Annotated in this window: 10 protein-coding genes; 8 read left to right on the top strand and 2 right to left on the bottom strand. The window is 73.2% G+C overall.

Annotated elements, in window-relative coordinates; all coding sequences use genetic code 11:
- Positions 1-35 precede the first annotated feature (35 nt).
- From ACLQ2V_RS04780 to ACLQ2V_RS04765, 4 genes are read left to right on the top strand one after another with little or no spacing between them, the layout of a single operon-like run.
- Positions 36-341 carry a hypothetical protein gene (locus ACLQ2V_RS04780; protein ID WP_425717132.1) on the top strand — a complete coding sequence of 102 codons (306 nt, stop codon included), beginning with the start codon at positions 36-38 and terminating at the stop codon, positions 339-341.
- 30 nt (positions 342-371) lie between these two features.
- Positions 372-1,034 carry a WXG100 family type VII secretion target gene (locus tag ACLQ2V_RS04775; protein WP_425717131.1) on the top strand — a complete coding sequence of 221 codons (663 nt, stop codon included), beginning with the start codon at positions 372-374 and terminating at the stop codon, positions 1,032-1,034.
- A gap of 35 nt (positions 1,035-1,069) precedes the next feature.
- A complete protein-coding gene (locus ACLQ2V_RS04770) occupies positions 1,070-1,498 on the top strand; it encodes a YbaB/EbfC family nucleoid-associated protein (RefSeq protein ID WP_425717130.1) in 429 nt (142 codons plus the stop codon).
- A 21-nt stretch (positions 1,499-1,519) separates the two neighbouring features.
- Positions 1,520-1,645, top strand: a complete 126-nt coding sequence (locus ACLQ2V_RS04765; RefSeq protein ID WP_425717129.1) for a hypothetical protein — start codon at positions 1,520-1,522, stop codon at positions 1,643-1,645.
- A 330-nt stretch (positions 1,646-1,975) separates the two neighbouring features.
- On the opposite strand, the gene eccCa is transcribed toward ACLQ2V_RS04765, so the two are convergent.
- On the bottom strand, positions 1,976-5,935 hold the full coding sequence (eccCa, locus tag ACLQ2V_RS04760; RefSeq protein ID WP_425717128.1) for a type VII secretion protein EccCa: 3,960 nt from the start codon (positions 5,933-5,935) through the stop codon (positions 1,976-1,978).
- Between the two features lie 174 nt (positions 5,936-6,109).
- Between eccCa and eccD the strand changes: the two genes are divergently transcribed.
- Positions 6,110-7,498: a type VII secretion integral membrane protein EccD gene (gene eccD / locus ACLQ2V_RS04755; RefSeq protein WP_425717723.1), complete on the top strand. Its 1,389-nt coding sequence runs from the start codon at positions 6,110-6,112 to the stop codon at positions 7,496-7,498.
- Here the strand turns inward: eccD and ACLQ2V_RS04750 are convergent.
- On the bottom strand, positions 7,488-8,660 hold the full coding sequence (locus ACLQ2V_RS04750; protein ID WP_425717127.1) for a type VII secretion protein EccE: 1,173 nt from the start codon (positions 8,658-8,660) through the stop codon (positions 7,488-7,490). The two genes, eccD and ACLQ2V_RS04750, sit on opposite strands and share 11 nt — an antisense overlap.
- 172 nt (positions 8,661-8,832) lie before the next feature.
- On the opposite strand from ACLQ2V_RS04750, the gene eccB reads away from it, so the two are divergent.
- From eccB to ACLQ2V_RS04735, 3 genes are all read left to right on the top strand, one after another.
- Positions 8,833-10,434 carry a type VII secretion protein EccB gene (eccB, locus tag ACLQ2V_RS04745; protein ID WP_425717126.1) on the top strand — a complete coding sequence of 534 codons (1,602 nt, stop codon included), beginning with the start codon at positions 8,833-8,835 and terminating at the stop codon, positions 10,432-10,434.
- Between the two features lie 81 nt (positions 10,435-10,515).
- Positions 10,516-10,884 (top strand): hypothetical protein, encoded by a 369-nt coding sequence (locus ACLQ2V_RS04740; protein ID WP_425717125.1) that lies wholly within the window; start codon positions 10,516-10,518, stop codon positions 10,882-10,884.
- On the top strand, positions 10,877-12,154 hold the full coding sequence (locus tag ACLQ2V_RS04735) for a WXG100 family type VII secretion target (protein ID WP_425717124.1): 1,278 nt from the start codon (positions 10,877-10,879) through the stop codon (positions 12,152-12,154). Before ACLQ2V_RS04740 ends, ACLQ2V_RS04735 begins: the two co-directional genes overlap by 8 nt.
- Positions 12,155-12,193 lie beyond the last annotated feature (39 nt).

The following is a 12,193-nucleotide window of genomic DNA, read 5'->3' as shown; positions in this document are numbered from 1 at the left end:
CCCGTGGCCCGTCGACGAAGGAGCGCTGATCCCGGATGGTTAGCAAGCACATCTCGTCCGAAGCGATCGAGGCGATTCGGGAACATCTCCAGAAGAACGCCCTTTCCGGGCCGAACGGAATCGACGCGATCAAGGCCAAGCTTCCGGACACCGAGATTCCCTTTCCACACTTCGGCGTGATCGGCACTGCGCTCGCCCTGACCTACGGGGACACCCGGGAGAAGGCCGCGACCGCGCTCGACGAGCTCCGCGAGAGCGTCCAGGACTACCTCGACGAGCTGGCCACCGCGCGGGAGACCTGGATCAAGGCGGAGGACGCCAACACCGTGGTGACGAGCTAGCAGAAGGAACGGGGACTGAGCATGGTCAGCGTGGGCAACGCCGTGATGTTCGCGGCCGTCAAGGCGATGGTCGAGGCGAACGCGAAGATCGCGAAGGCCGCCCTCATCGCGGTGGTCGCGGTGGGCAGCATGGCGGCCAATCCGTTCGAGATGTCCGATGCGGCGACGGCCTGGAAGGAGATGGCGAACGATCTCGGCACGTTCGCCAACCACCTGGACGGCGCGCTCGGCAAGGGCGACGACTGGACGGCCGACGACAAGGACGCGTTCGCCGCCTCCATCACCAACTTCAAGGGCGAGATCGAGCAGTTCAAGAGCTCGGTGGGCGACATCGCGGGCACGCTGGAGATGGTCTCCAACGCCTACGTGGTGTCGTTCGTTGCGCTGATCGCGTTCGCCGGGGCCTGCCTGGCCATCCTGCTCGGCCTGCTGGTGCTCCTGTTCATCCCGTACACCTCGGCCGCCGCACGGGTGGCGATCGAGGGGGTCGGGGCGGTCCTGGCCGCGCTCTCCGCCAAGATCGCCGTCCTGCTCAGCAGCCTGACGGCGGCCGTGGCGGCGATGTTCGCCGCCGTCGCCTACGGGTGGATCAACGTGAGCTCGCGGAACAAGAGCATCCCCAGCGCGCCCGACTTCGAGCAGATCCGGATCGACTACGAGGCGCCGCGGCGCTTCGAGGTCCAGGGCGGCTGACGTGAACCACCACCAGCGACAGCGGAGAGTCTGAGATGAGCGACCCGAACGTGGCGGACCTGGAGCGCATCCTGCGCGACAGCGAGCAGCGGATGCAGCAGTTGTCAGAGGTGGAGACCCTGCTCGCCGAGGTCACCAGCCGCCACGCCACCGAGGACGGAATGGTCGCCGTCGAGCTCGGCGCGGACGGCACGCTCCGGGAGTTGGAGATCAACCCCCGGGCCATGCGGCTGGACTCCTACACCCTCGCCGAGCTGATCACCGAGGCGTTCAACGGCGCGCAGCAGGGCCTGCAGGAGGCGGTCTCCCGGGCCATGTCCGATACGCTCGGCGGTGACGACCTCGGTGACGTGCTCGGTGAGGCGCGGGACTTGCGTAAGAGCATGGACGGCGTGCTGGAGACGGTGTCGCAGTCGGTCAACGACGCGATCGTGCAGGCCAGCCGCTTCAAGGGCCGGCGCTGACCGGCGGAGGAGAGGATTCCGATGGGGCTTGGTGAAGGGCTGCTCGTGGTGCTCTACCTCCTTGTCGGGTGGGTGCTGCTCTGGGTCATGTGGTGGTGGTGGCGTCGCGACTCGAAGCCGAAGGGCAAGGGCCCGCGGCGGAAGTAGCCGCCGTCGCAGCGCCGCCCAGTCGCGCTCGGTCAACGATGCCATCGTCCAGGCCAGCCGCTTCAACGGCCGGCGCTAAGCGGCGGGGAGAGATCCAATGGGTTTTGGCGACCTGCTGCTCATGGGGCTGTGGGGACTTCTCTGGTTTTTCCTTATTGCGCTCGGTTGGTGGTGGGTGTACCGGAAGCCGAAGGGTAAGGGGCGGAAGTAGTCGTCGCCACAGCGTCGGTCAGTCGACGCCGGGGGTCGGTGCCAAGCGAATCGTGATGTCGGGGCGGGTCCACCAAGCGGTGGGCCCGCCCCGACGTCGTCCCGGCTCCGGGCGATCGATCACGGCTCCGACCAGGCGGTCTGGATCAGCTGCTGACCGTCGCGCCGGCGGACCAGGGTGCCCCGGCCCGGCGGCTGCGGGCTCGGGCGCAGCGTCCCGAAGACCGCACCCTCCTCGCGGTTGCCGGACATCAGGAGGCCCGGCGAGTCCAGCTCCCGCAGGCGTTGCAGGACCGGCTCGTAGAGGGCCCGCCCCAGCCCACCGGCCCGGCGGGTGACGATCAGGTGCAGGCCGATGTCGCGGGCCTGCGGCAACAGCTCGTGCAGGGCGCTGAGGGGGTTGTTGCCGCCGGAGGCCACCAGGTCGTAGTCGTCGACCAGGATGTAGAGCTCCGGCCCGTGCCACCAGCTCCGGTCGCGCAGCTGGGCGGTGGTGACGTTGCCGTCGGGCAGCCGGTTCTGCAACGCGCTGCGGATCGACCCGAGCCCCTGGGCGAAGACCTGGTTGGAGGGGGCGAACTCGAGCAGGTGGTCGCCCTCGACGGCGCCGAGCAGGCCCCGGCGGTAGTCGGCGATCACCAGCCGGGCCTGCGCCGGGGTGTACCGCTCGACGATGCCCCGGGCGATCAGGCGCAGCAGGTTGGTCTTGCCGCACTCGGCGTCGCCGAAGATGGTCAGGTGCGGCTCGCCGGCCAGGTCCAGGTAGACCGGGGCCAGCGCCGACTCGTTGACGCCGATCGGCAGGCCCGGCGCGGCGCGGTCGACCAGCCGGGCCAGCTCGGTGACCGGCAGCTTGCGGGGCAGCAGCCGCACCTTCGGGGCGGGCGCCGAGGGCCAGGCCGCCGCGACCTGCTCGGCCAGCGCGGTCGACGCCTCGGCCAGGTCGTCGATGGCGTTGCTGCCGTCGATCCGGGACACCGCGGCGAGGAAGTGCAGCTTGTTGGGGGTCAGGCCCCGGCCGGGCGCCTTCGGCGGCACGTTGACCGCCGCCCGCCGGTCGATCTCGGACTCGGTCGGGTCGCCCAGCCGCAGCTCCAGCTTCGTGCCCAGCAGGTCGCGCATGTTGATGCGGATCTCCGCCCAGCGGGCGGCGGTGAGCACCACGTGCACGCCGAAGCCGAGCCCCTGGCCGGCGAGGTTGGTGATGGTCTGCTCCAGCTCCTCGTACTCCTGGCGCAGGATGTGCCAGCCGTCGACGACCAGGAAGACGTCGCCGAACGGGTCGTCGGCGAACTCGCCGGCGGCCCGGCGGCGACGGTAGCTGGCCACCGAGTCGATGCCGTGCTGGGCGAAGCGCGCCTCGCGCTCGTCGATGATGGAGACCACCTCGGCGACCGTCCGGCGGACCGCCTCGGTGTCGCGGCGACGCGCGACGCCGGCCATGTGCGGCAGCCGGATCAGGCTGCGCAGCGCCCCGCCACCGAAGTCGAGGCAGAAGAACTGCACCTCGCGGGGGGTGTGGCTGAGGGCCAGCGACGCCAGCATCGAGCGCAGCATGGTGCTCTTGCCGCTCAGCGGCGCACCCACGATCACCACGTTGCCGCCGGAGCCGGCCAGCTCGACCATCATCGCGTCGCGGCGCTGCTCGTACGGCCGGTCCACCACGCCGACCGGCACGGTGAGCTGCCCGCGACCCGGCCAGCCGGGCACCGTCAGCCCGAGCGTCGGGTCGGTCGTCAGCGGGCCGAAGAGCTCGCCCAGGCTGGGCGGGGCCCCCAGTGGCGGCAGCCACACCTGGTGTGCCGGGGTGCCCTGCCCCCGCAGCCGCTCGGTGATCACGTCGAGCATGGTGGTGACCTTGCCCGACTCGGCCGGCTCCTGCGCCGCGTCCGGCTGCGTCGGGGTCTCGACCCGCTCGGCGGGCACGAAGTCGATCCCGTACGGCACGATGCTGCGCTGCAGCGCGGCCTGGCTGGCGCCGCTGCGGCGACCCGCCGCCCGGTACTGGCCGGAGACGTAGGCGGCCCGGAACCGCAGCATGGTGGAGGTGTCGGACTTCAGGTACCCGTGGCCGGGCGCGCTGGGCAGCTCGTAGGCGTCGGGCACGCCGAGCACGATCCGGCTCTCCACCGCCGAGAAGGTGCGCAGACCGATCCGGTACGACAGGTGGGTGTCCAGCCCGCGCAGCTTGCCCTCCTCCAACCGCTGGCTGGCCAGCAGGAGGTGGACGCCGAGCGAACGACCGAGCCGACCGATCATCACGAAGAGGTCGATGAAGTCCGGCTTGGCGGCCAACAGCTCGCTGAACTCGTCGCAGATGATCATGAGGCTGGGCATCGCCGGCAGCGGCTCACCGGCGGCGCGGGCCTTCTCGTACTCGTACCGCGAGATGTAGTTGCCCGCCGCGCGCAGCACCTCCTGGCGGCGGTTCATCTCACCGGCGAGGGCGTCGCGCATCCGGTCGACCAGCGGCAGCTCGTCGGCCAGGTTGGTGATCACGGCGCTGGTGTGCGGGAGGGCGTCGAGGGAGGCGAAGGTGGCCCCGCCCTTGAAGTCGACCAGGACGAAGTTGAGCTCCTCCGACGAGTGGGTGACCGCCAGGGCGGCCACCACGGTGCGCAGCAGCTCGCTCTTGCCCGAACCCGTCGCGCCGATGACCAGCCCGTGCGGCCCCATGCCCTCGTGGGCCGACTCCTTGAAGTCGACCTCCACCACGTTGCCGTCCGGCCCGAGCCCGAGCGGGATGCGCAGCCGCTCGCGCTGCGACCGGGGCTGCCACGTCCGCCGGACGTCCACCGCGGCGGCGTCGCCGATGCCCAACAGGTCGGGCAGCTCCGTGCTGCGGGCCAGCGGCTCCTCGCTGACCGTCTGCCGGGACAGCCGGTACGGCGAGAGCTGGCGGGCCAGCCCCTCCGCCGCGGCGGCGCCGAGCTGGTCCGGGCGGCCCAGCGGCGAGGTGGACTTGCCCTGTACCAGCTGCAACGCGGTGCCGTCGGTGACGTCCAGGCAGATCAGCCAGCGGCCGACGTCGCGGGGCACCACGCCGGAGAGGTCGATGACGGTGGTGCCGAGCAGCCCGGCCCCGATCAACTGGCAGCTCGCCGGGACCTCGCCGCCGTCCAGGACCACCACCACGTGCGGCCCGTTGGCGAACGGCTTGGCCTCCCGGCTGTAGCGGGGACGGCCGGACAACTCGTTGGTCAGCGCCTGCTCGGCGTCGGCGAGGCTGGCGAAGACCAGCCGGCGCGACCCGGCCGCGTCGGTGCGGCTGTGGTGCTGCGCGTGCGGCAGCCACTTGACCCAGCCCCAGGCCGGGTGCCGGTCGGCCGCCGCGACCACCACCAGGATCAGGTCGTCGGGGGCGTGGAACGTCGCCAACTGGGCCAGCATCGCCCGGGTCAGCCCCAGCACCGCCTCGCGCCCGCCGCGCAGCGCCACCCGGCTGAACGACCGCACCGAGAGCGCCGTGGGCAGCTCCGGCACGGTCGAGTGGGTACGCACGAAGCGGCGCAGCGCGACCGCGCTCATCGGCTCCAGGTCCTCCACCGGCTTGGTCTCCGGCGGGACGATCTCCACGGCCAGCCGCTGCGCCCCGGTGGCGATCCGGGCCTCACCGAAGTCGTCCTCGGTGGTGCGGCGTTCCCAGAGCCGCCGGGAGGCCGCGATGGACCAGAGCGCGTCCGGCTCGGGGTGCCGCCAGCGCATCGCGGCCCGCTGCTGCTCCGCCGCCCGGCGGGTCTTGCGGCGCACCTGGGTCAGGTACCGCATGTAGTCGCGCCGCTCGGCGTTCAGCTCCGCCTTCTCGTTGCCGCCGCTGCCCATCATGGAGCCGACGAACATGCCGAGCATCGAGACGCCGAAGAGGCCGCCGGCGACGTACGTCATCGTCCCGCCCTGGCGCCCGGCGTAGAGGAAGGCCATCGCGCCGACGCCGCAGAGCATCGGCAGGATCATCAGCAGCTGGCCCATCCCCCGGGGCAGCTGCTCCGGCAGCTCCGGCGGCGTCTCCAGGAGCACCTCGCCGCGCGGCAGCGCGGGGCCGGGCTGTCGTGGGGGCCGTCGGAAGACCACCGTACTCACGTCGTTACTCCCCCGATCGCGCATGACATCCGGCTATCCGCCGACGGGACCCGTCAGGGGGCATCGTACGTGCCGCCCGACGTAGGTAATCTCCCGTGGGCATGGTGCGACCCGGCGGCACCGTCCGCCGGCCACCGCCGGTTACGAGCGAGTGCAAGGGAGGCCCTGGTGACGATGACGGGGACCGGCGAACTGAGCCGGGTCACCATCGTGGCACCGAGAACCCGGATGGATCTCGCCCTACCGTCCGATGTGCCCCTTGCCGACCTGCTGCCCACCCTGCTGCGGTACGCCGGCGAGGACCTCGCCGACCAGGGCGTGGTCCACGGTGGATGGAGCCTGGCCCGGCTGGGCGGCCCACCGCTGGACGGCGGGCAGACGGCCGGGCAGCTCGGGGTACGCGACGGCGAGGTGCTGTACTTCAACCCGCGCGACGCGGTGACCCCGGACGTCGTCTTCGACGACGTGGTGGACGCGGTGGCGACCGCCACCAACCGGAGGCCGGGCGGCTGGCAGCTCGCCACCACCCGCCGGTTCTCGGTCCTGTTCGCCTCGGCGGCGCTGCTCGGCGGCGCGGCCGTGGCGCTCCTGGCGGGGCCGCCGCACCTGCCGGGGGCGCTGGTGGCCCTGCTGCTGGCGGTCGTCACCCTGGTCACCGCGGCCGTGCTCTCCCGGGCGATGGGGGACAGCTCGACGGGCTCCGCCCTGGCCCTGGTGAGCCTGGTGTACGCCGCGACGGGTGGTCTGCTGCTGCTCGGCGGGGACCGGCAGCTCACCGAACTGGGCACCCCGCACGTGCTGCTGGCCGCCACCGGGCTGCTCGTGTTCGGCGCGGTGGCGGCGCTGGCGGTGGGCGACCGGGCGCCGCTGTTCCTCGGCACCACGGTGATCGGCGCCGCCCTCGGGCTGGCCGCGGTGGTCTGCCTCGCCTTCGGCGTGGACGCCGCCGCGTCGGCCGCCCTGCTGACGACGATCGCCTTCGGGGTGCTGCCCGCGTTGCCGATGACGGCCTACCGGCTGGCCCGCTTGCCGATCCCCTCCATCCCGACCGGCCCGGAGGACCTGAAGTCCGACGACGAGACCTTCGACAGCCGGCAACTGCTCTCCCTCAGCGACCGGGCCGACCAGTTCCTCACCGGCCTGCTCTGGACGGTCTCGGTCATCGTCCTCGGTGGAGAGGTGGTCCTCGCCCTCGACGGTCGGCTGCCGGCCGTGCTGCTCTGCGCGGTGCTGGCCCTGCTGCTCCTGCTGCGCGCCCGGCCGCTGGCCAGCCGGGCGCAGCGGACCCCGGTGCTGCTGGCCGGCTCCGTCGGCCTGGCGCTGGCCACGGCGGCGGTCTTCACCGGGCTGCCGGTGCTGCTGCGCCTGGGGGCGCTGCTCGGCGGGCTGGCGCTGATGGCGGTGATCAGCCTGGTCTACGGGCTGACCGTGGCCGGCAAGAACATCTCCCCGGTCTGGGGCCGCGTCCTGGACATCCTGGAGATCCTGCTGATCGTCGCGGTGGTGCCGCTGGCCGCCTGGGTCTGCGGCCTCTACGGCTGGATCGCCAACATCAACCCGTGACGAGTGCCGGCGTGCCGGTCGTGGTGCCCGCCACCGCGACCGGCGCGCAGGCGTAGACCGCCGGCCCGTGTCGCCCGTCGAGCCGCCGGGCCACGTACGAGTACCGCTGGGCCACGTCCTGCACCCGCGCCAGTTGGTCGGCCAGCCGGTTCTCCGGGGCGGCGAGGCGCAGCAGGGGCGCACCCACCCGACCGCCTGCCGCGACCAGCACGGAGACGGTGTGCGACAGCACCGGGATCGCGGTCACCGCGTCGGTGAGCCCGCCGACCGGCGCGCCCGGCCGGTTGCGCAGCTCCAGGCAGCACTGGGTCCAGCCGCTGCCCGCGAGGCCCGTCCAGCCCTCCACCTGTGACTGGGCGGTCACCTCGAGCCCCGCGGCGGTGAACACGGCCGCCGACAACTCGTCCGGGTCGAGCATCCGGTAGGACAGCCCGGCGGTGGTCAGCGCCTTGCCGAGCCGGCCGGCGACCGCCGCCATGGTCCGGCGGACGCCGTCGAGCCCCCCGCCCCGGTTCACCGCCTCGGTCCGGGCGTCGGTGGCGGAGAGCCGGGCGGCCACCCAGACGTCGCGGCGGAAGGCGGCCGGCGCGGCGGGATTCGGGTACCAGACCAGGCTCCGCGCGACCACCTGCGTGAACGAGGCCGGCCCGGTGAAGCCGGCCAGCACCCGCACCACCTCGTCGATCGCCGCGCCGGGCAGCGGGCCGGCGGATCCGTCCGCAGCGGTCACCACGCAGGCGACGAACCAGCCCTGGTCGTCCTGCCCCAGGCCCAGCCGGTTGCCCCGGTCGTCGAACCCGTCGATGGTCAGCTGCGGGGCCAGCGCGGCCAGCCGTGGGTCGGCCGCGCCGGGGGAGAGGGCGGCCCGGCGGGCCGCGTGGCCGCGCCGCTTGAGTCGGCGGCGCAGGGCCAGATCCTCGTACCACCAGCGGCCGCCCCGCCGGGCGAAGGTCGCCAGCACCACGATCAGCGCCAGCGCGCCGACGGCGCCGACCACCCAGATCGGCTTGTCCGAGGCCGCGCCCACCGCCAACACGCCGACCTCGAGGACGACGAGCTGGCCGACGGCCACCGGGCCGAGCCGGCCCCGGCGACGCCGGTCGACCCGTGCACCGGCCGGCGCGACCACCTCGCGACCGCGGGTCGCCTGAATCTGGGTCATCGCTGAGCTTCCTCCTCTGGACGGGGCCGCCCGACGTCGATGGGCGGGTTCGCCCGGCGTCCGCCGCCGGGCGGCGGGCGGCGGGTCGCCGGGGGCCCCTTATCGTAGAGAAACCCGAGACGCCCGGCCGAGCCGTTCGTCCCGGAACCCCTCACCCCGCCGGAGGTAGTGCATGCGGACCCGCCGTGACCAGGTTCAGGCGTACCGGTTCGTCACCCGCCGCATCGTCTCGGCGTTGCTGTCGGGCGATCCGGAGACCACCGATCTGCCGATGCGGCGGCTGGGCCTGGCGATCTTCGGCAGCGCCATGGTCGCGACCCTCGTCCTCGCGGGAGCGGGGGTGTACGGCCTGGTCACCAAGGGTGGATCCCCATTGGAGGCGAACACCCTCGTGATCGAGAAGGAGACCGGGGCGACCTACGTCTTCGTCGACGGCCGGCTGTATCCGACGCTGAACTACGCCTCGGCCCGGCTGATCCTCGGCGAGGAGACCCCGGCGGTGCGGTCGATGTCGCAGGCGTCCATCCTCCAGCGGCCCCGGGGCCGGACGGTGGGCATCGTCGGCGCCCCCGACGACCTGCCCGACCGGTCGGCGCTGGTCGGTCTACCGTGGTCGGTCTGCAACACCCCGGACCCGGTGGACCCGCGCCGGTCGGCCACCCGGCTGGTGATCGACCAGGCCCTCTCCGGCGGCTCGGCGCTGGGCGACCAGGCGCTGCTGGTGGCGGTCGGCGAGCAGCGGTACCTGCTGGCCGGCAACACCCGGATGCAGGTGCTCGGCGGCGGCACGGCGATCGCCGCGCTGAAGATGGCCTCGGTCCGCCCGATCGAGGTCGGCCAGCAGTTGATCAACGCGGTGCCGGCCGGGCCGCGGCTGAAGGAGCCCTTCATCCCCGGCGACAAGGAGCGCAGCCAGCTCTCGGTCGGCACCGGGCCGGCCTGGGTCGGGCAGATCTTCCGCGCCGCCGACCAGCACTACGTGCTGACGCGCGACGGCCTGGTGTCGATCGGTGAGATCACCGCGCTGCTGCTGCGGCGCGACGGCGGCGGGGTCAAGGACATCACCCCCGAGCAGGCGGGCCGGGTGCTCAGCGAGAAGCGCATCGAGGACGAGGGCATTCCGCAGAAGCTGCCGGAGGTGCGCCAGGCGGGGCCGGGGCGGGCGTCGGTCTGCGCGACGTACCGGGCGGGCTCGGCGGGCGGCCCTCCGACGACGACGATCGAGGTCTTCGACCGGACGCCGCCGGAGCTGTCGCCGACCGCGCCCGGCTCGATCGAGGTACGCCAGAACGGGCGGGACAGCGTCCGCACCGCCGAGCGGGTGGTCGTGCCGGGCGGCAAGGGCGCCCTGGTGAAGGCCATGCCCGGTGTCGGCGAGGGCGGGCAGTCGACGACCGCCTCCACCGTCTACCTGATCACCTCGCAGGGCGTCCGCTACCCGCTCGGCACCCGCTCGGGCGACGCGGCGGCGGCCCTGGGCTACGGCGGGGTCACTCCGCTGGCCGTCCCGGCGTCGCTGCTGGCGCTGATCCCGACGGGGCCGACCCTGGAGCCGGAGGCCGCGCGCAACTACTTCGACCCCGGCTCGCCGGCCGCCGCGCGGTCCGGGCAACCCGTTCCGTCGGGCTCTCCCGGGCCGGCGTCGAGCGGCGGGCCGGAGCCGACGGGAAGCGCCGGACCAGCCGGACCCGGGCCGACCGCGTCCGGCCAGCCCGGTCCGGAAGGACCAGCCGCGCCCAATGTGGACGGAACGTCGGGTGGGGCCGGCAGTTGATCGATCGCCGGGTCGCCGGGCTTGCGCGGTTCCATTAGTCTGAAGCCCGCGACCAGTGCCACGACGACCACGGGGATGCTAATGGGTGCGAAGACCAGCGTCGACGTACTGTCCTTGGAGGATTTCCATCAGCGGCTGGCCGCCCGGATCACCGAGGCCGACCACCTGCTCAAGAAGCTCAACACCGAACTGCAGTGCCGCCCGCCCGCGCTCGGCTCGTTCAAGGACGCGGTGAGCAACACCCAGCAGTACACCGCCCTGCACGACCGCTACGTCGACCGGGTCACCCGTCTCCGGAAGTCGCTGCTGGCGGTCCAAGAGGCGACGCAGAAGATCCTCGACAACTACCGCACGACCGAGGCGCGCAACGCGGCCAACGCCGACGACATCGCCCGCGTGCTCGGTGGCATCGACGATCCGCTCGCTCTGGAAGGGAGCCCCCGTGTCTGACGAGTACGTGCAGCGCTACCAGCCGGTCAGCCACGAGCAGCTCTACCAGGGTGTGCAGGCGGGCCGGCCGGAGCAGATCGACACCCTCGCCGCCGAGTGGAGCTCCCTGAAGGACACCGTCGACGAGCTCGGCCGTGCCCTGCGCAAGGATCTCAGCGCCCTGCGGCAGAGCTGGGTCAGCGACGCCGGCGACGAGTTCCAGCAGCGGGTCAGCCTGGTGGTGCAGTATTCCGGCAGCCTGGCCAAGGGAATGGGCGCGGTCCACCAGGGACTGTCGCTGATGTCGGGTCCGCTGCGCTCGGCGAAGAAGGAAGCCGAGAGCCCGGACGAGACCGACGACCACGACAAGGCCATCGGCGGTGCCGCAGCGGGTTCGCTCCTGGGCCCGGTCGGTGCCGTCGTCGGCGGAATCGCCGGACACCAGCAGGACGAGGAGGAGAAGGAGAAGGCGCACCAGCGGATGGTGAAGGTGGTGGCCGAGCTGGCCGCCAGCTACGACGTCTCGGCCTTCGACCGGTGGGTCCCGCCGGAGCCGCCCCCGCCCGGCACTCCGGGCGGGGTGAGCGACGACTCAGCCGCTCCGCAGGGCGGGCCGGGCGCGAACGCCCCCGGCAAGCTGCCCGGCGGCGGTGCCCCGGCGCACACCGGCACCAGCGGGATCGACAAGCCGACCGGCGGGATCCATGCCTCGTTCATCGAGGACGAGCCGTTGGGAGAGCCGGTCGAACAGCACTTCGCCGACCCGATCCCCACCACCGACTCGGGCACCTCGCTGGCCGGGACCGGCGCGCTGGGTGCCGGCACGCTGCTCGGCGGGTGGGCCGCCGGTGCCGGCGGAGTGGTCGCCAGCGCGGCCCGGGGCGGCAAGACCGCCAGCGCCAGCCCGAAGTCGGGCTTCTCGACGGCGGTGCCGATCGGCGGGGTGCTCGGTACGGCCGCGCTGGCCGCCGGGGCCGGCGGGTCCGGTTCCGCCCCGGTGGGCCGTCCCGCCGCCGCTGGTGCGGGGATGGACGGTCGGGCCGCGACCAGCACCAGCCGGGTCGACGCGAACCGGCCGGGCGCGGGTGACCGGTCGGCGGCCGGCGGCCGTTCGGCTGGCGGTCGTCCGGGTGCGGCCGGGACGATGCGCCCCGGGGTGCTCGGTGGCGGTGCCCCCGGGCACGGCGCGGCCGACGACGAGACGGCGAGCCGGAGCACCTGGCTGACCGAGGACGACATGGACTGGAAGGCCGGCGCGGCCGACACCCCGCCCGTCCTCGACGGCCGCTGAAAGACCGACGACACCGAGCGCGCCACCGGACTCCGGTGG

The organism is Micromonospora sp. DT233 (assembly GCF_049841815.1).
Lineage (GTDB): Bacteria > Actinomycetota > Actinomycetes > Mycobacteriales > Micromonosporaceae > Micromonospora.
Note: the sequence above shows the minus strand (reverse complement) of the source record. Positions and strands in the feature narration are given on the sequence as shown.